The organism is Thiorhodovibrio frisius (assembly GCF_033954835.1).
Taxonomy (GTDB): Bacteria; Pseudomonadota; Gammaproteobacteria; order Chromatiales; family Chromatiaceae; genus Thiorhodovibrio; species Thiorhodovibrio frisius.
In genome coordinates, this window is record NZ_CP121471.1 from 850,951 (window position 1) to 869,653 (window position 18,703).

The window sequence follows — 18,703 nt, forward strand, 5'->3', positions numbered from 1 at the left end:
AAATTGCAGGTCTGCTCAGGACGCCCCTGCCAAACGCGCAGCATCCTCAATGTCGACCGACACCAGACGCGAGACGCCGGGCTCATGCATGGTCACGCCGATGAGCTGCTCGGCAATCTCCATAGTGACCTTGTTGTGGCTGATAAAAATAAACTGGGTGCGTGCCGACATCTCGCGCACCAGCTGGCAGAAGCGGCTGACATTGGCGTCATCAAGCGGCGCGTCGACCTCGTCGAGCAGACAGAAGGGGGCGGGGTTGAGCTCGAAGATGGAAAAGACCAGGGCCACAGCGGTGAGCGCTTTTTCGCCGCCGGAGAGCAGATGGATGCTGGCGTTACGCTTGCCTGGTGGCCGCGCCATGATGGTAACGCCGGTTTCGAGCAGGTCGTCGTCGGTCAGTTCCAGATAGGCATTACCGCCGCCGAATAGGCGCGGAAAGAGTGCTTGCAGCCCTGAGTTGACGCGGTCGTAGGTCTCCTTGAAACGGGTGCGGGTTTCGCGGTCGATTTTGCGGATGGCGCTCTCGAGGGTGTCGAGCGAGGACTGAATGTCCTGACGCTGCTCGTCGAGGTAGCGCATGCGCTCGGATTGCTCCTGAAACTCATCAATGGCGGCCAGGTTGATGTTGCCCAGACGCGAGATTTTGGCGCCGATCTCGCTCAGGCGCTGCTGCCAGAGATCGGCTGTGGCACCGCTTTCCAGCCCTTCGAGCAGGGCGCGCGGCTCCTTGCCGTCGGTGGCGAGCTGTTCCTCGAAGGTGCGGCGGCGCACCAAGCGCTCCTGTAACTGCACCCGGCGTTCGGCGAGGTCGGCCTGGGCATTGGCGTTGGCTTGCTCAAGGCGATGGCGTTCTTGCTCTTGCTCGTTGACTTCGGTGCTGAGCTGTTCCATCTGGGTGCGCGCGGCGCTAAGTGCCTCTTCTACCTCCATGCGGCGTTCGAGCTGGGTTTCGAGCTGCTCTCTCGCTTCGGTTTCGGGCTCGGCGGCGGCTTCGAGTTCCTTGCCGAGTTCATCGCGCCTTTGGCTGAGTTGCGTGAGTTGCTGCTCGGCGCGTTCTAAGTTGGCCTGGGTGGCCTCGCGCGAGGCGCGGCGGGTTTCGATGTTGAGCGTGAGCTCGGCGACCCGGTTGCGTGCCTGCTGTTCCTCGGCGCGGGCGCTGGTGAGCGCGGTGCGCAGGCGCTCGCGCTCGCGTCCGCACTGATCGCGCTCGGCGGCGACCTGCTCGCTGGCTTCGAGTGCGAGGGTCAGGCGTTCGCGCGCCTCTTCTAACTCTTCCAGACCAGTTTCGCGCGCGTCGGCCAGTTCAGCCAGCTCCGCTTGGAGGGCTTCGCCACGTTCGCGCAGGTGCTCCAGGCGCGCGCGCCCGGCGCCGATTTCGGCGTCCATGGCCGCGCGCTCGCGGCTGAGTTGGGTGACGCTATTGATGGCTGCTTCGCGCTCCCGCTCAAGCTGCTGGCGCTCATTGGCCAGGGTGATTTGCTGCTCGGCCAGTTCGGCGATGACATCGTCAAGCTCTTCGGTTTGGGCCTGAAGGCTCTTCAGCTCCTCGGCGCGTAACAGGCTGCCGGCCAGGCTGGGGCCATCGGGCGCAGTGCTGTGCAGCCAGTCGTGTGCGACCAGGGTGCCGTCGCGGGTGACCAGGCATTCGCCCGGGGCGAGTTGCTCGCGCCGGGCTAGGGCGTCGGTTAGATTCTCAGCGCATAGATATCGGCCGAGCAGTCCTTCGAGCGGCCAGTCGCTTGTGATGTGCGCGAGCAGACGGTCGGCATCAGCGACCGCGCCAGACGCGCGCGCCCTGCGGTCAAACAGCATCAGCCCGGTGCCGTCGGCCTGCTCGGCATGGCGCGCGAAGGCCTCACTGCCGATGGCGCCAAGAGCTTGGCCGAGCGCGGCCTCGACCGCGTTCTCCCAGCCGCTGGCGACCTCTAGCAGGTCGATCAGGCGCGGGGCGTCGAGCAGGCCCTGTTGATCCAGCCAGTTAGCACGGCTGTCATCGTCGCTGGCCAGGGCGCTTTCTTGCAGTGCCTCAAGCGACGACTGGCGACCGCGTGCGGTTTGCAGCTCGGTGCGCGCGGCATCCAGGCGACCGGCCAGGGAGCGGCGCTCCTCGTCGGCATTGCGCAATTGCTCGCTGGCGCGGGTTTGGGTATCGGCGGCCAAGCTGATGCGCTCATCCAGGCCCTCGGTGCGTTCGGCCAGGTGCTCGAGTCGGGATTGCAGTTCCGCCGTGTCCAGGCGCGCCAACTCTTGCTGCAAACGCTCGGCGCGCTGTTGATCCTGGTTCAGGCGTTGCTCAATTTGATTGATGCGCCCGCGCTCGATTTGCGCCTGCTGCGCCGGCTCGCTAACGCGCGTTTGCCAATCATCCCATTGCCGCTGGATGCCATCGAGCGCCTCTTGCGCTTGCTCGAGTTGCTCAGCGACGCCTTCGAGATGCTCGCGTGCGGTTTCCAGCGCGGGCTGGTCGCGTTCAAGTTCGGTATCCAACTCGGCCAGGCGGTCGCGGTCGCGCGTGTCGAGTTGCTGGGCATCGGATAATTCCTGCTCGACGCGGCTAAGCTCGGTCTGCTGACGGCCGCGGCGCTCGCGCGCGAAGCTGATGGCCTGTTCCAGCCGAGCGATCTCCGAGCCCACGGCATAGTATTGGCCCTGCACCTGATTGAACTGTTCGGAAGCGTCGGCATGGGCGGCGCGCAGGCGCTCGATCTCCGCCTCGCAAGCGCGTTGCTCGGCGCGATTGGCCTCAAGCGCGTTCTCGGCGGCGGCCAGGGCGCGCTCGCGGGTGTTGATGTCGGTGTCGAGATCGCGCCAGTGCAGGGCGGCGAGCTGGGCCTGGAGTGTCTCCTCCTGCGCCTTCAGCTGGCGATACTTCTCCGCCGTCGCTGCCTGGCGTTCGAGATGCTGCAACTGCTTGGACACCTCATCGCGCACGTCCTCGAGTCGCTCAAGATTCTCGCGCGTGTGGCGCATGCGGGTCTCGGTCTCGCGCCGACGCTCCTTGTATTTGGAAATACCGGCCGCTTCCTCAATGAACAGCCGCAGCTCTTCCGGGCGCGCCTCGATAAAGCGCGAGATCATGCCCTGCTCGATGATGGAGTAGCTGCGCGGCCCCAGGCCGGTGCCAAGGAAAAGATCCTGAATATCGCGTCGGCGGCAGCGCGAACCGTTGAGAAAATAACTCGACTGCCCATCGCGCGACACTTGGCGCTTGACAGAAATCTGCCCGAAAGCGGCAAAGGCCCCACCAGCGCCACCATCGTGGTTGTCGAACAACAACTCAATGGTCGCCATCCCCACAGGCTTGCGTCCGGTCGAGCCATTGAAGATGACATCCGCCATGGACTCCCCACGCAGCATCTTCGCCGAACTCTCACCCATCACCCAGCGTACGGCGTCGATCACATTCGACTTACCGCAGCCATTCGGCCCCACAATGCCGACCAAATTGCTCGGAAAAGGCACCGTCGTTGGGTCGACGAAGGACTTAAAACCGGCGATTTTGATTTTTTCGAGCCGCATGGGGTTGGATGCTAATCAATGGCAGGGCAAGAGGATACTTGAAAATGCGCAGCGGTTCCCAGGTGGCGGGAGCTGATGCCACGCATGGGCGCCTAAACGCGAGGCCAGACACTCATGCGAATGGCGCGATAGAATGCCTAGAAACCGGCGACTTGTTGCTGCCAGGGCAACAGGGTGATCATTGCCGGCCTGGTTAAGGGGTAAGCGTGTGCAGACGGATTCTTCGTGGCCCGAGTGGTGGGACTGGGAGCTTGAGTTGACGCCGCACCTCTTTAAGAGGATGGAGGATCGCGATTTCAACGAAGTCGACCTGCGGACCATGCTAGCGTTTGCGCCTAGGTTTCGACCCGACGTCATCGAGGGCCGATGGATCGTCGAGGCAAAGCACCATCAGCGCCGTTGGGAAATTATCGTTGAGCCGGATGTGATCGAGAAGCTCCTCGTGGTTGTGACGGCTTATCCACTTAAGGGGATGAATCCATGAAATCACCGTATCTGGAAGTCACTTTTCGGCATGGGCGCCCACTGGCGGCTTACCTTTATTTGCCGCGAGCGAGCGGTGAGAGGAGCGACTATGTCGAGCAAGCTGGCTCCGGGCTTCTGGTTGACTTCACCGTCGATGGAAAGCCGATCGGTGTTGAGATGACCGCCCCTGGGCATGTCAGCCTTGCCGAGCTGAATCAAGTGCTGGCCGCTTTGAACGCGTCAGCGGTGACGGAAGAGGATGTTGCGCCCCTGCTTGCGGCTTGAAACCCGAATGCCAGAAGTTGCGCCGGACTGGCACCGGCCGCCCCCCATTTCTTTTGAGGATGACAAGATGCCTAGCGAACCGAGCAAGACGCTCGAGACCTTTCCCAACCCGCAGCCGCAGCGCGATTACAGCATTCGCATCCAGGTGCCGGAGTTTACCTGCCTGTGTCCCAAGACCGGGCAGCCGGACTTTGCTGAGCTGATGATCGAATATGTGCCCGATGCGCTTTGCGTGGAGCTGAAGTCACTCAAGCTCTACGTCTGGTCCTTCCGCGACGAGGGTCATTTCCATGAGGACGTGACCAATCGCATTCTCGATGACGTGGTTGCGGCACTCTCCCCGCGCTTCATTCGGCTGACCGCAGAGTTCAATGTTCGCGGCGGCATCTATACCACGGTTGTGGCCGAGCATCGCGCGCCGGGGTGGACGCCTGCGGAGCCGGTGCGTTTATCGTGATCGCGCGTGCCAGTCGTCAGGATGCTATTGGAACCGGTTCGCCTGTCGTGATCGCGTCGTGATCGCGCGCGCGAGCCGGCGGGATGCTGGCGTCATCGGACTCGATGTCGGTACCTCCGGCTGTCGGGCGGTGGCTGTTGCCTGTGATGGCACGCAGATCGCCGAGGCGCAGGCCGAGCTGCCGGCCTCGGTGCGCGCCAACCCGGGCTGGGCCGAACAGCGGCCGCAGGACTGGTGGCTCGGGGTGCGGCAGGTGCTCTCGACCCTGGCAAGCCAATGCGGCGGGCTCAGGCTGCGGGCGCTCTGCCTGGACGCCACCTCGGCCACGGTGCTGCTGTGCGACGCCCAAGGGCAGCCGCTTGGCCCGGCACTGATGTACGACGACAGCCGCGCGCGCGAACAGGCGGCGGAGATCGAGCGTATCGCACCAATGGACTCGCCCGCGCGCGGTGCCAGTTCCAGCCTCGCCAAGCTCCTGTGGCTGCGCGCCCACCACCAGCCGGTCGCGGACGTGCTGGCGTTACATCAGGCTGACTGGCTGAGCGGCTGCCTGACCGGGCGCTTCGGCTTCAGCGACTGGAACAATAACCTGAAAATGGGTTTTGACCCGCAAGCCGAGTGCTGGCCAGGCTGGATTGAGCAATTCGGGCTGGCCCCGCTGCGCTTGCCCGAGGTGGTTGCGCCCGGCACCGATCTTGGCCCCATCACAGCGGAAGCTGCCGCTGCGACTGGCCTGCCTGCGGATTTGCGCATCCTCGCCGGCACCACCGACAGTACCGCCGCCGTGCTGGCCACGGGCGCGCTTGAGCCCGGTGACGCGGTCACCAGCCTGGGCAGCACCCTGGTGGTGAAAATGATCGCTGAGCAAGCGGTCACCGCGCCTGAATACGGCATCTACAGTCATCGCCTCGGCTCGGGCTGGTTGCTGGGCGGCGCCTCCAACAGCGGCGGTGGCGTGCTGGCGCAGTTTTTCTCGCCGCAGGAACTGAAATCCCTCAGCGCCAGGATCGACCCAACGCGCGACAGCGGTCTTGGCTATTATCCGCTCCCCGGCGTCGGCGAGCGCTTTCCAACAAATGATCCGAATCTGGCACCGCGCATGCAGCCACGCCCGGCATCGGATGTGCAATTTCTGCGTGGCCTGCTCGAAGGCATCGCCCGCATCGAGCAGGCTGGATACGAGCGTTTGCAGCAACTCGGCGCACCGGCACCGAGACGGGTGCTCACCATTGGCGGCGGCGCGCGCAATACCGCATGGACCTGTCTGCGCGAACGCTTGCTGGGCGTCCCGGTGGAGCCTGCCGAGCAGCAGCAGGCTGCTTATGGCGTCGCGCGGTTAGCGCTGAGAACGCATCATTAAGATGCGTTTTGGAGATGTGTTCTGATCTTTAGCGAGCTCAGGTCAACCGTTACAAGGGATATCGCAAGAAAATGACGGACATCACGCTACAATCCCGCCCGCCGCGCATTGGCGTGATCGGGCTTGGTTATGTCGGCCTGCCGCTGGCGGTGGAGCTGGCGAAGCATTTCCTGACCACTGGCTTCGATATCAAGCGCGAGCGCATCGCTGAGCTTGAGCGCGGGGAGGACAGCTCCCGCGAGGTCTCGCCTGCTGAGCTTGCGGAGATCGCGGCGCTGCCCGAGCCTTTGCGCTACGCCCATGACCCGGAGCAGCTTCGCGACTGCAATCTGTTTATCGTCACGGTGCCGACACCGATCAATGAGTACCGCCAGCCCGACTTTCGCCCGCTCGAGTCCGCCAGTCGGCTGCTCGGCGGCATCATCGGGCGCGGCGCCATTGTGATCTATGAATCCACCGTCTACCCCGGTGCGACCGAGGAAGTCTGCGTGCCGCTGATCGAGCAGGGCTCGGGGCTGATTTTCAATCAGGACTTTTTTGTCGGCTACAGCCCGGAGCGCATCAATCCGGGCGACGCTGAGCGGCGCCTGCCCAACATCAAAAAGGTCACCTCGGGTTCGACGCCGGAGGTGGCGGCTTATGTTGATGCGCTCTATCGACGCATCATCACCGCTGGCACCCATCCGACCAGCAGCATCCGCGTGGCCGAGGCGGCCAAGGTCATCGAAAATACCCAGCGCGATGTGAATATCGCGTTGATCAACGAGCTGGCGCTGATTTTCAACCGGCTCGGCATCGACACTGATGAGGTGCTGGCCGCCGCTGGCAGTAAATGGAATTTCCTGCCCTTTCGGCCCGGACTGGTGGGCGGGCACTGCATCGGGGTTGATCCTTATTACCTGACCCACAAGGCGCAGGCCATCGGCTATCAGCCGGAGATTATCCTGGCTGGCCGGCGGCTGAACGACAGCATGGGCGCCTTCGTGGCTGGCGAGGTGATTAAGGCTCTGTGCCGGCGCGCGCGCATCGGTCCGGACACTCGCGCGCTGGTGATGGGGCTTACCTTCAAGGAAAACTGCCCGGATCTGCGCAATACCCGGGTGGTCGATATTCTCGCCGAGCTGCGCGACCATGGCATCGGCTGCGATGTGCATGATCCCTGGGCCAGTGCTGCCGAGGCCGAGTCTGAGTATGGGCTCAAGCTGGTCGACTGGCCGACCGCTCCCGCCTACGATGCCGTGATTCTCGCCGTCGCGCATCGCGACTATGCCGCCATGGGCAGCGAGGCGGTGCGCGCGGTGCTCAAGCCGGGCGGCGTGCTCTATGATGTGAAGCACTTGTTTCCCAAGGATGCGGTCGACGGGCGGCTCTAGACGAGATGCGAAACCAAGAGGAAATACAGCCATGAAAGTCTTGATTACCGGTGCGGCCGGATTCATCGGCTCCGCTCTGGGGCTGCGGCTCCTTGAGCGCGGCGACGAGGTCGTCGGCGTCGACAACCTGAACGACTACTATGATCCGGAGCTCAAGCGCGCCCGTTTGGCCCGGCTAACCGATCACGCCGGCTTCACCGATCTTCGCCTGGACCTCGAAGACCGCCCCGGCATGGCCGAGGCCTTCGCCAAGCACCGCCCGCAGCGGGTGGTGAATCTGGCCGCCCAGGCCGGGGTGCGCTATTCGATCGAAAATCCGCTGGCCTATGTCGACAGCAACCTGCTGGGCTTTGCCAATGTGCTCGAAGGTTGCCGGCACAACGGGGTGGAGCACCTGGTCTATGCCTCGAGCAGCTCGGTCTATGGCGCCAACACCAGCATGCCCTTCTCGGTGCATGACAATGTCGACCATCCACTGAGCCTCTATGCCGCGAGCAAAAAAGCCAACGAGCTGATGGCCCACACTTACAGCCATCTCTACCGGCTGCCAACCGCCGGTCTGCGCTTTTTCACCGTCTATGGTCCCTGGGGCCGACCGGACATGGCGCTGTTCAAATTCACCCGAGCCATTCTCGCCGGAGAGCCCATCGATGTGTTCAACCACGGGCACCACCGGCGCGATTTCACCTATATCGACGATATCGTCGAGGGTGTGATCCGGGTGCTCGACCGCCTGCCTGAGCCGAACCCCGACTGGGACGGCGCGCGCCCGGATTCCGCCACCAGCCTGGCGCCCTATCGGCTCTACAACATCGGCAACAGCCAGCCGGTGGAGCTGATGCGCTACATCGAGGTGCTGGAGCAGGCGCTCGGGCGCGAGGCACGCAAGAACCTGCTGCCGTTGCAGCCGGGTGATGTGCCAGATACCTATGCCGATGTCACTGAGCTGATCGAAGACACTGGCTATCGGCCGCAGACGTCGGTCGAGCAGGGCGTGGGGCGCTTCGTGGATTGGTACCGGGACTACTTTGGGGTTTGATGCGTCAGCTTTGCAGCCGGCCAGCCTTTGCGATGCGGATGCCAGTCAACTCGCGCGCTGATCTATTCTGACACCGGGGGCCTGAGAGCCTGTGACAGCGCACGAATTCGCGCGCGCGATTGTGGCTGTCCGCCAAAGGCTGGTGCGTGCAGCCAGCGCTGAATGAAAGTCCAGGATGGGGCAATGCCATCATGGGGCAGGCGGCAGGCGGAGCAGTCCTTGCGGGGCGTGCCGCGCGCATCGGTGAAGAGCTGGTAGGGACCGGGGCACTCCCGCTCGATCAGGGGGCAGTAGCAAAACAGACAATTAAACGCGCGGCGCACCCCAGGGTGGCAGGGATAATACTCGCAAGCGCTGTGGGTGAACCCTTTGAAAGCCGCTGGTTTCGGGGGAGGCGGCAGATGATCCTTCTGGCTCTGATCCTCGGGTGCCGGAGCGCGGAAGGTTGGCACGGTATCGGCTGACCCGGGATCCGCACCAATATCCCCCCGTCTATCTGAATCAGTCATCTGTCTTAGCCATCCAGACTGACTATCCGCACTCGCGATCCGTCTTGGCCATCCGCCTCAGGCGTCCGCTGGTTGACGGCTGCTGGCCACTTCCGCCTCGGCGAATGTGGCCATGTCGTTGTGCAGGGCGCAGGCCATGCGCAGCATGGGGACCGCCATTGCCGCGCCGCTGCCTTCGCCCAAGCGCATGCCAATGTCCAGCAAGGGCTTTGCGTGCATGGCTTCTAGCATCAGGCGATGGCCCGGCTCGGCCGAGTTGTGGGAGAAGAGGAACCACTTCTCCGCGCCTAGGCACAGACGCGTGGCGGTTAGGGCTGCGGCGCTGCTGATAAAGCCGTCAATCACCACCGGTAGCCCGATTTGCGCGCAGGCGACATAGGCGCCTGCCAGTGCCGCGATCTCAAAGCCGCCGAGGCAGCGCAAGGTCTCAAGCGGAGATGCGCAAGCCTCCCGGTGTTGGCGCAGCGCGGAGGCAATAACGGCGGTTTTTCTGGCGACCCCGGCCAGGTCCAGTCCAGTGCCCGGGCCAGCGAGAATCTCTGCTGGCTGGCCGAGCAGTGCGCAGGCGATGGCCGCAGCCGAGGTTGTGTTGCCAATACCCATCTCCCCGCCAATAAAAAGCTCGCATCCCTGCAAGTGGGCGCGCTCAACTGCATGGCGGCCCGCTCCCAGCGCGCAGGCGAGCTGATGCTCGGTCATGGCCGGATGTTCATCGAAACTCGCCGTGCCGGGGCCCAGGCGATAGTCCTTGACGCCGGGTAGGGGGCCGGGATCAATGACCGTGCCCAGATTCACCACTTCAAACTCCGCGCCGAGCTGTTTGGCCAGCACGCTGATGGCGGCTCCGCCGGCGGCAAAGTTGCGCACCATGGCGGCGGTGACCTCTTGCGGAAAGGCTGATACCCCCGCGCGTGCAATGCCGTGATCGCCAGCAAAGACGACGATCTGAATGCGTTCAACTTGCGGGCGCTCGCGCGCTTGGAGTTCGGCAAGCTGGCAGGCAAGATGCTCGAGCCGGCCGAGGGAGCCTGGCGGTTTGGTGAGCTGGTCCTGACGCGCTTCGGCGCCTTTGCGGTGTTTGGTGCTGGGTTGGACGGCGGCGATGCCGAGCCATTCGATGGTGGGGGAGGGTTGGTTGTTCAGAAGTCTCGGCCTCGTCGTTTGCGCTGGGTTGTTTGGGAGTATCGGGCGACTGTGGCGCCCCTAATCTGCATCAGTACACTGTCGCACCGGGGGCTGCAACTGGTGCGCCGATGACAACCCGCTATTGTCGCGCAAAGTGCGGCTGAGCCCAATGGTAAATGCCGGTTCTTTTTGGGATGTATTCACGGCGTCCCCCGTGGCCGTCACCCGGCCCAGAACGAGACGAGATTTCAAGGGGGCTCGGTATTTCGGACGGACCAGGATGCCCGAGTGACAAAAAAAACGCCCGGCGGGGCCGGGCGTTTGGTTGGGTGTTGGACCGGAGATCAGTCTTCGCCGATGGGGTTCTCGGCCACGGCGATCAGTACCGGATCGGTCAGATCTTTAGGCAAGTGGGTGAATTTCTCCACCAGCTTGGGCCACAAAAGGTTGTAGTAAAGCTCGCCGCGCACCAAGGCGACGGTTTCCGCCGGGATTTCATAGACCAGGGTGCGTTCCTCATGGGGTCCAAGGCGGGTGTCCTCGCCAGGTTTTGTGGCCACAGGCGGCATGGCGGGCTTGCCTTCATCATCGGTCATGGAATAGGAGAAGTAGGCTTGAGGATCATCCTTGCCCGGATGGCCTTCGGCACTCTCCCAGACAACGGTGCCGCTTTCATCGTATGCCGTGAGCTTCAGATAGACATTGCGGAAGGGTGCGCCGGTGGGCATGGAGTGCGGCAGCTGGTTTTTGAGATAAACCGTGGTTTTGAGATTGTCGCCATCGCTCTCGGTGTCGATATCAAAAATGACTGCGCGTTCGAGCATTGCTGGGCTATGACCGCCGCCCATGGAATGGTCGGCCAGTCCCTCGGCAATTGGCATGTGGCAGGCAATGCAGTTGACTTGCGACTCACTCTGCTCGTATTCGTTGCCGGTCTGGCATAAAGGCACGCCGTGCGGGTTATTGCGCTGGTCATGGCAGCCCATGCAGGCATCCGAGCTTTTCATCAGCTTGGGATTACCGGCCATGGGAAGAGCCGGAATCTGCTTGCCCTCGTATTCCACCGGCTCGCCAAAGTGTGGATTGGGCTTTTGCGAATCCGCCCCACCCACTCCGGCGCCGCCGAAGAGATCATCGCCGCTGCTGGCAAGCTCGGCGAGCTTGTTGTTCATGCCCGATGGGCCTTGCAGCTGGTCTGAGATCTCATAGGACTTCAAGCCCAGCATCAATTTGCCATCTGGGCCGTCGACACCATTGAACTGAGCCAGCGTATGACAGGCGACGCAATTGACCCCTTCTTGGTAAGCGGGTTTGGCATCGAGCTTGGTTGTTTTATCGATTGCAGCGTTCGGAGCATGGCATTGCAGGCAAATAGGAAATTTGCCAGATGCTTTCAGAGTGACGCCTTCTTGAGTTGGATCGCCAGCGACATTTTTATAGAAAGTAGCATGAATAGGATCGGTTAATGCCGTGCTATTGGCATGCATTGAACCTTGCCATTGTTTAAATATTTCCTGATGACAGTTCGCGCACACTTCGGAAGAGACGTGGTGGATGTTGGTGGCTGCCTCAGCGGATTCCTCCGCCAGGGCCAGGTTGCCGAGTCCGGCAAAGACGCAGGCAAACACAATAAGGGCCGTCGCCACAGGTGCTGTGACGCGATGGAGTCGAGCTGAGATCATAATTATCCTCCCGGTGGTATTTCTGCCCACTTTGAATATCATGGAAGCCTCGAGACCTGAGTCTGCTGAGCGAGGTGATGATGACATGATAATGGTGCCGGGAAACATGGCGCAGGTCAATAAAGGCCGATTGCCAGTCACGGCCCTTCTTGATTTAATCAGACCGGTTCGACAAAAGCTGCCAGACAGGGCTGTTCCATTGGTTTAATCAAAAATTCTAACATTAGAATATGCTAATTCAGTGGTTGCTAATGTTGCTGCGCGATGGTATCGCCTTTGGTATTTATCCTGTTGATCTGTTTAGCCAGCCGCTTCTCTTCCTTGACTTGGCTTGCGAATGACACCCTGAAACATTGATGTAACTCTCGGCGATTCTGAAGGTGCGCTCATGAAGTATCCGATTATGTGTTCGGTCATTCTCCCTGTCTTTCTTCTGCTTGCAGTTCCGGCACAGGCGGCCAAGGTCAAGTTGGACCCGAGCCATTGGGGTCATCCTGAGGGTGAAAACTGCGTGAGTTGCCATACTAAGTCATCGCCCGGTTTGGCCGAGCAATGGCGCGGTAGCGCGCATCATCAGGCGGGGGTGAACTGCATGGACTGCCACCAGGCTGATCCGGCCGATGCCGATGCCATTACCCATGAGGGGCAGGTGATCTCGGTGATCGTGTCGCCCAAGGACTGCGGCCGCTGTCATCAGACGGAACTCGATGAGCAGTCCGGCTCGGTCCATGCCGAGGCCCATGCCATCATCAGCGAGCGGGTGCCGGCGCTGGCGCACAATCTGACCGGCGCAGCCATGCAGGCAGCGGGCTGCGACCAGTGTCATGGCTCGGCCGTGAAGGTGCGTGGCGATGGCAGCCTTGATCCTGCCACCTGGCCCAATTCCGGCATTGGGCGCATCAATCCCGATGGTTCCAAGGGCTCCTGTTCCTCCTGTCATGGCCGCCATGCCTTCTCCAAGGCGCAGGCGCGCGAGCCCGATGCTTGCGTGCGCTGCCACTCAGGGCCGGATTCGCCAGACAAGGAAGTCTTTGAAGCCTCCAAGCACGGGATGATCTACAAAGCTCAGCATGAGGCGATGAACCTGGATGCCGATACCTGGGTTGCCGGGCAGGACTACACCGCCGCACCTACCTGTGTGACCTGCCACATGGGTGCGGCTGGCAAGGTGCCTTCCACCCACGATGTTGGTATGCGCAACGCTTGGAGCCTGAATACCCCGGTCTCAGTCCAACAGTATCTGGTGGTCTTCGAGGACGGGGATAAGCTTGAGCTGCCGGCTGACCAGAAGCCACCGAAGCGCGGCACCGAGTTGACCAAGGCCGATGGGACCACCGGCAAAGTCAAAGTGGTGGCCGGCCCGGATCGGCGCCGGAAGATCATGAGCATGGTGTGCCTGGAGTGTCATGGCAAGAACTTTACCGAGAGCTTCATGGATCAATTCGACGCTGTGGTGGCGCTCTACAACGGCAAGTTCGGCGAACCGGCTGCCGCCATCATGCAAGGCTTGTATGAGCAGGGACTACTGACTCCGCTGCCTTTCGACGAGCCGCTTGAGTTCACCTATTGGGAGCTGTGGCATGACGAGGGTGCGCGTGCGCGCCACGGCGCGGCCATGGCCAGCCCCAACCATGCCTGGTGGGAGGGCATGTATCTGGTCGGGCGGAATTTCTACAGCCGCTTCCTGCCCCAGGCACGGGCGGTGGCGGGTGATGCTGCAGGCGAGTTGATCGACCCGGTGTTGGCGGCAAGCGATCATCACCGATGGCAGTCCAGTCCTGATGCAGCCAATCCAATCCTTGGCTGGTCACCGCTACCCGCGCTTGAGCCAGGCCCGAGCGAGGCTTTAGGAGATGCGGACCAATCAGGAAAAGCACCGCAAGCCAGAGTCGAATCTCAGGTTGCCGAACCTCAGACCGCTGCCCCCATGACAGAGGCTGCGCCTGCCAGCGAGGGCAGCGGCAATGATTAAGCTAAGGGCTCCGCTCTTTATTACCCGTCATGTGCTTTTTGCACTGGTGGTCGGCGGCGTCAGTGGCGTGGTGTTTATGTTTTTTCTGATCGAGTTCGATCATTTCACCAGCTCCAACGAATTTTGCCTGTCGTGTCACTCTATGAGCTATGCGGACGACTTCTACCGCCAATCGGTGCACTACAACTCGCCCTCGGGCGTGCGCGCGAGCTGCGGCGACTGCCATGTATCAGAAGGCATTATCATGGCGACCTATGACCATGCCGTGGGTACCAAGGATTTGATCAAGCAGCTTTTCGGGCCTGACTATGACGATCCTGTCGTCAACACCCTGCATTTGCCTGAGGCAGCCTTTGCCGCGCGTGACTGGTTTCGCAAGCGCGACTCAGCTACCTGCAAGCGCTGCCACGCGCAGGAGGCGATCATGGGGACGCGCGCTAACACGGCGGCTATTCACCAGGAGGATGCTGAGGGTAAGACCTGCATCGACTGTCACATCAATCTGGTGCACCGGCCAGTGCCCGAGCGCCTGACCTTCAAGCGTGAGGCCTGGAACGCGATGGTTGAGGAGGAATTCGGCCTTGAGCCCGGCGCCGCAGCGACCGTGATGGGCGAGCATTGAGTGGGGGCGGCAGTGGGCGAACGGTCAGTCCAAGTTGATCAGTGCTGGCATTCTTCCAGTCGCCGCGACACGCCTGGAATCATGGCAACAATAAAAATCCCCGCAAGAACTGCGCTGGCTGTGAGTACCAGAATCAGCGAAGCGTAGCTGGCCGGGATGACCAGCGGAGTGTTCATTGCAATGCCGCCCAACAGAAGCCCGGCTAGCATCAATGCGCCTGACAAGAGGACGGCTGCTCGCATCGTGTTGCAATCGATCATGATCGCGCTCCTAAAAAGCGTTGAGCCGTTAAGTTAGTCTATAAGTATATTCTAATACAGTGGAGCGCTTTTTCAAGTTTTTTCCTGTGCGAGAGGTCGCATCCCCTCACTGTCACGACCTTGGAGTGCCGCGTCTTGGGGCGATGAGGGCGGATTGCAGAGGCTAATAGCCGCGATCAGGTGAAAGCGGCATGGAAAGCTGATACGAATCGGTCGTAGTCAGATTCCGGCAGCGCGTTAATGCCGGCAGCGGCCTTGCGCCCGCCGCCGGTAGCGAACTGGCGGCAGAGTGCGTCGGCGCCATCGGGGCGCTCGAGTGGGGCGCGCACGCTGACCAGATAGCCGCCCTGGTCGAGCACTGTCAGCAGCGCATGCGCGCGCCCTGGTGCCTGTTGAGCCAGTGCGTTGCCGAGCACGCCGCTGACGCGCCGCGCCCAGGGCTCGGACGGCAGCCGCAGTAGGCAGTGGGTTGGGGATGCGAGCTCAGGCGCCAGGGCTTGCGCGAGCGCCATATCTTGTGCATAGCCGGCGCGCAGTTGGCCGAACGCCTCATCGGCGGCGATGAACTCGCGCGGGTCGTGATAGGGCTCTAGGCGTCGAAAGAGCGCGTCGGGCGGAAAATGCAGGTCGCTGACCTGTGCGCCATAGCCGTTGTAGTTGAGCAGAATGCCAAGCTCACGCAGCGCCTCGGTGTCGCGTGCGGACAGATCGACCTCGCTCGCCAGTGCGCGCGCCCTAGTGTCGAAATTATCGCCAAAGGTTCCAACCAGCGCCCATTCCAAGAATCGCCCGCCGAGTGCATGATTCACCAGCAGGCTGGTGCCTTGATCCGGGCGGGGGTCGATATGGGCCTCGAATCGGTCGTGGCTGGGAATTTCGCCCGCATAATGGTGGTCGAACCAGCGCACGCTCGCGCCGGCCTCAAGCACGCGCCTGAGGTCAGCCCGGTTTTTATCGAGCGAGATGTCAAGCACTGTCAGCCGGTCGCCCGCTGCCGGCGCGACGCGGCTCAGCAGCGCGATGTCGCGCTTGACGCCGGTGATCAGGGTGCTGTCGCGTGGCTCGCTCAGGCGCAGTTGTTGCAGCGCGCAAAGACCATCCGCATCGCCGTTGAAAAGGTCATAATCAGCCAAGGCAGGCTCCCCCAGGTTGTAATGCCTCATGAAGATGAGCCCGAAAATCCGCCCAAAATCGGCCCAAAATCTGCCAGTTGTCGCGAATCGGGGCGCCCGTGTCAGGGTGGCGAATGTTATACCCAATCGACATGGAATTGGGGCGTATTTTGGGGTGAGTGGTGGTCACGGGGGCTCTGCGGCAGGATGCTGCCGTGAAACCCCCAGCCTGAAGCCCCATGGGCAGGGTTTACTGCATCCCCAGTGACCGCTGCCCGGTCCGAGACAAGTCGAAAATCCATGTCCGCTTGGTATATTTTGCGCTTGACGGATGGATTTTCGGGCGCTTTCCCGATTAGACTTGTGCGCTGTCGTTGGATCATGGCGGCCGACCTGAAAGGCGAGCCCAGCTGTTGGCGCAGTTTGCCGATCACCGCCGATCCAGCACCTAGTTTCGTTTTTTATCGGGCGCAAGCCCAAAAGGAGTCAGCATGAGCGTCCAACAAACCCTGTCCATCATTAAACCCAACGCGGTTGCCAAGAATGCCATTGGCGCTATTTGTGACCGTTTCGAGAAAGCCGGGTTGCGCATTCTCGCCGCTCGCATGCTGCACATGTCCCGCGAACAGGCCGCTGCGTTTTATGCGGTGCATCAGGGCAAGCCGTTTTTCGACGAGCTGGTCGGCTTCATGACCTCGGGTCCGGTGCTTGCCATGGCGCTTGAGGGCGAAGACGCCATCGCGCTTAACCGCGAGATTATGGGTGCCACCAACCCCGCCCAAGCTGCACCCGGCACCATTCGTGCGGACTTTGCCGACTCCTTTACCGAAAATGCCGTGCATGGCTCGGATGCACCTGACACGGCGGCGACCGAGATTGCCTTTTTCTTCCCTGAGGGGGTCTGCGTGCGCACCCGCTGAGCGGATTATCGGCCATCCTGAATCGACCATTAATGAACACGCCATTGCTGAACGCAGAAGAATCTGTCAATCCGCTCGAGCTGGACCTCAAGGGTTGCGAGCAGCTCGCCATTGCGCATGGCGGCAAGGCCTTTCATGGTCGCAATCTGTTCAAATGGGTGCACAAGCATGGCGTGCTGGATTTTGATCTCATGACCGACCTGCCGGCGGCCATGCGTCAGTCCCTGGCGTTGCGGTGCCCCTGCGAACTGCCCCGGATCGCGCTGGAGCAACCGGCGCCCGATGGCACAGTGAAATGGATACTCGAGCTGGGCGATGGGCAGCGGGTCGAGACGGTCTTCATCCCGGAGGGGAAAAGACGTACCCTATGTGTGTCATCTCAGGTTGGTTGCGCGCTTGACTGCCGTTTTTGCGCCACCGCGCGTGAGGGCTTCAGCCGCAACCTGACGCCAGGTGAGATCATCGGTCAGGTGTGGGCCGCGACTCGTCGCACTGGTCTTGCCCCAACCAATGTGGTGCTGATGGGCATGGGCGAGCCGCTGGCTAATTTCGACGCCGTGGTGCAGGCCATGGCGGTGATGCAACATGATCTGGCCTATATGCTGGCCAAGACCCGGGTGACCCTGTCCACCTCCGGGCTGGTGCCCAATATCTACCGGCTCAAAGAGGTTGCCGATGTCTCGCTGGCGGTTTCGCTGCATGCGCCGGACAATGCGTTGCGCGATGAACTGGTGCCGATCAATCGCAAATATCCGCTCGAGGAACTGATCCCTGCCTGCAAAGCTTACGCCGGTTCCGACAAGCGGCGACGCATCACCTGGGAGTATGTCATGCTCGATGGCGTCAACGACAGCCTAGCGCATGCCAAAGCGCTGATTCGTCTGCTCGAGGGCGTGCCTTCTAAGGTCAACCTCATCCCGTTCAATCCATTTGCCGGCAGCGGCTTTGCGACCAGTCCGCCCGAGCGGGTCGATGCCTTTCGCCTGCGCCTGATCGGCGCTGGTCTGGTCACCACCACCCGCAAAACGCGTGGCGACGGCATTGCCGCCGCTTGCGGTCAGCTCGTTGGCCGGGTCGAAAACCGCCGGCGCGGGGCGCCGCAGCGGGTCGAGCTGGACCTCGCGAGGCCAGCAGCATGACCGAACTCGCGCTCATTCACCGGAGAATGGCTTTGACCGGACCGCTGCCGACTGATCAAGCCGGACATCAATTCAGATTCCTGCTGCCCACTGCGCTGGCGGTTGCCCTGTTTGGCTCGGGTTGCACGACCCTGCTGCCGAGCGGTGACAAGGACGACCTCGACGATCACGATCTCCAGGTCGAGCTTGGCACTGCGCCGGAAAGCCCGGCTGATCTCTACGTCAACATGGCTTCCGCCTATCTGCAACGCGGTCAGATTGATGCCGCCTTGACCCGCGCCAAGCAAGCGGTGCGAGAAGATCGTGGCAGCGCGCGCGCGCGCTACATGCTGGCGATTGTTTATCAGCGCATTGGCGAGCATGCGGACGCCGAGAAGCAATTCCAAAAAGCCGTCGAGATCGATGCGAAAAATCCTGACTATCGCAATGCCTGGGGCGTGATACTGTGCAAGCAAGCGCGTTATCGGGAAGCGGATGAACAGTTTCAGAAGGCGCTCGACAACCCGCTCTACGCCAACCCGGAGGTGGCCCTGGCGAATGCCGCAGACTGCGCACGGCGTGCTGGCGATACAGTTAAGGCGGAGCGTTATTGGCGCCAGGCACTGGAGAAGAATCCAAGATTCGGTCCGGCGCTGCTCAACATGGCCGGCCAGAACCTCGCGAATGGCGATGCCCAGGGCGCGCGCGGCTATATGGCACGTTATGTCGCAGCCGGAAATGCGGCCACGCCCCAGGCCTTGTTGCTTGCGGTGCGCATCGAGCGCGCGCTGGGCAACACCGCTGCGGCCAAGAAACTTGAAACCTCCCTGCGTCAGCGCTTCCCGGATGCAACCGAGATCATGGAGCTCGCCCCCTAGACTATGC

Annotated in this window: 17 protein-coding genes; 11 read left to right on the top strand and 6 right to left on the bottom strand. The window is 61.9% G+C overall.

Annotation, left to right across the window (positions count from 1 at the left end; genetic code table 11):
- Positions 1-15 precede the first annotated feature (15 nt).
- Positions 16-3,519, bottom strand: coding sequence for a chromosome segregation protein SMC (gene smc / locus Thiofri_RS04220; protein ID WP_009150471.1), 3,504 nt, complete (start codon positions 3,517-3,519; stop codon positions 16-18).
- Between the two features lie 256 nt (positions 3,520-3,775).
- On the opposite strand from smc, the gene Thiofri_RS04225 reads away from it, so the two are divergent.
- The 6 genes from Thiofri_RS04225 to Thiofri_RS04250 all read left to right on the top strand — a co-directional run bounded on the left by Thiofri_RS04225 (position 3,776) and on the right by Thiofri_RS04250 (position 8,498).
- A complete protein-coding gene (locus Thiofri_RS04225) occupies positions 3,776-4,003 on the top strand; it encodes a hypothetical protein (protein ID WP_143741989.1) in 228 nt (75 codons plus the stop codon).
- Positions 4,000-4,269 (top strand): DUF2283 domain-containing protein, encoded by a 270-nt coding sequence (locus Thiofri_RS04230; protein ID WP_009150473.1) that lies wholly within the window; start codon positions 4,000-4,002, stop codon positions 4,267-4,269. The genes Thiofri_RS04225 and Thiofri_RS04230 overlap by 4 nt, the downstream gene beginning before the upstream one ends.
- 67 nt (positions 4,270-4,336) lie before the next feature.
- Positions 4,337-4,726 (top strand): preQ(1) synthase, encoded by a 390-nt coding sequence (gene queF, locus Thiofri_RS04235; protein ID WP_009150474.1) that lies wholly within the window; start codon positions 4,337-4,339, stop codon positions 4,724-4,726.
- A gap of 58 nt (positions 4,727-4,784) precedes the next feature.
- Entirely contained in the window at positions 4,785-6,086 is a 1,302-nt protein-coding gene (locus Thiofri_RS04240) for an FGGY-family carbohydrate kinase (RefSeq protein WP_009150475.1), read from the top strand.
- 71 nt (positions 6,087-6,157) lie between these two features.
- A complete protein-coding gene (locus tag Thiofri_RS04245) occupies positions 6,158-7,459 on the top strand; it encodes a nucleotide sugar dehydrogenase (protein WP_009150476.1) in 1,302 nt (433 codons plus the stop codon).
- A 31-nt stretch (positions 7,460-7,490) separates the two neighbouring features.
- A complete protein-coding gene (locus Thiofri_RS04250; RefSeq protein ID WP_009150477.1) occupies positions 7,491-8,498 on the top strand; it encodes an NAD-dependent epimerase in 1,008 nt (335 codons plus the stop codon).
- A gap of 62 nt (positions 8,499-8,560) precedes the next feature.
- Here Thiofri_RS04250 and Thiofri_RS04255 read toward each other — a convergent pair whose 3' ends face one another.
- From Thiofri_RS04255 to Thiofri_RS04265, 3 genes are all read right to left on the bottom strand, one after another.
- The gene (locus Thiofri_RS04255) at positions 8,561-9,007 is read right to left on the bottom strand and encodes a cysteine-rich small domain-containing protein (RefSeq protein WP_009150478.1); all 447 of its coding nucleotides are present in this window, start codon (positions 9,005-9,007) and stop codon (positions 8,561-8,563) included.
- A gap of 57 nt (positions 9,008-9,064) precedes the next feature.
- Positions 9,065-10,126 carry a nicotinate-nucleotide--dimethylbenzimidazole phosphoribosyltransferase gene (gene cobT / locus Thiofri_RS04260; RefSeq protein ID WP_009150479.1) on the bottom strand — a complete coding sequence of 354 codons (1,062 nt, stop codon included), beginning with the start codon at positions 10,124-10,126 and terminating at the stop codon, positions 9,065-9,067.
- Between the two features lie 350 nt (positions 10,127-10,476).
- Positions 10,477-11,922, bottom strand: a complete 1,446-nt coding sequence (locus tag Thiofri_RS04265) for a cytochrome c family protein (protein ID WP_223296807.1) — start codon at positions 11,920-11,922, stop codon at positions 10,477-10,479.
- 403 nt (positions 11,923-12,325) lie between these two features.
- Between Thiofri_RS04265 and Thiofri_RS04270 the strand changes: the two genes are divergently transcribed.
- Together Thiofri_RS04270 and Thiofri_RS04275 are read left to right on the top strand one after the other, a co-directional pair.
- Positions 12,326-13,786, top strand: coding sequence for a multiheme c-type cytochrome (locus tag Thiofri_RS04270; RefSeq protein WP_407702928.1), 1,461 nt, complete (start codon positions 12,326-12,328; stop codon positions 13,784-13,786).
- Positions 13,779-14,408 (top strand): NapC/NirT family cytochrome c, encoded by a 630-nt coding sequence (locus tag Thiofri_RS04275; RefSeq protein WP_009150482.1) that lies wholly within the window; start codon positions 13,779-13,781, stop codon positions 14,406-14,408. The genes Thiofri_RS04270 and Thiofri_RS04275 overlap by 8 nt, the downstream gene beginning before the upstream one ends.
- 38 nt (positions 14,409-14,446) lie before the next feature.
- Here the strand turns inward: Thiofri_RS04275 and Thiofri_RS04280 are convergent, their stop codons facing one another.
- A complete protein-coding gene (locus tag Thiofri_RS04280; protein WP_009150483.1) occupies positions 14,447-14,668 on the bottom strand; it encodes a hypothetical protein in 222 nt (73 codons plus the stop codon).
- Positions 14,669-14,844: 176 nt separating this feature from the next.
- Positions 14,845-15,801 carry a hypothetical protein gene (locus tag Thiofri_RS04285; RefSeq protein WP_040858013.1) on the bottom strand — a complete coding sequence of 319 codons (957 nt, stop codon included), beginning with the start codon at positions 15,799-15,801 and terminating at the stop codon, positions 14,845-14,847.
- A gap of 470 nt (positions 15,802-16,271) precedes the next feature.
- Between Thiofri_RS04285 and ndk the strand changes: the two genes are divergently transcribed.
- From ndk to pilW, 3 genes are read left to right on the top strand one after another with little or no spacing between them, the layout of a single operon-like run.
- Positions 16,272-16,700, top strand: a complete 429-nt coding sequence (ndk, locus tag Thiofri_RS04290; RefSeq protein WP_009150485.1) for a nucleoside-diphosphate kinase — start codon at positions 16,272-16,274, stop codon at positions 16,698-16,700.
- 32 nt (positions 16,701-16,732) lie between these two features.
- Positions 16,733-17,839 (top strand): bifunctional tRNA (adenosine(37)-C2)-methyltransferase TrmG/ribosomal RNA large subunit methyltransferase RlmN, encoded by a 1,107-nt coding sequence (locus Thiofri_RS04295; protein WP_009150486.1) that lies wholly within the window; start codon positions 16,733-16,735, stop codon positions 17,837-17,839.
- A 32-nt stretch (positions 17,840-17,871) separates the two neighbouring features.
- Positions 17,872-18,696 (top strand): type IV pilus biogenesis/stability protein PilW, encoded by an 825-nt coding sequence (gene pilW / locus Thiofri_RS04300; protein WP_223296808.1) that lies wholly within the window; start codon positions 17,872-17,874, stop codon positions 18,694-18,696.
- Positions 18,697-18,703 lie beyond the last annotated feature (7 nt).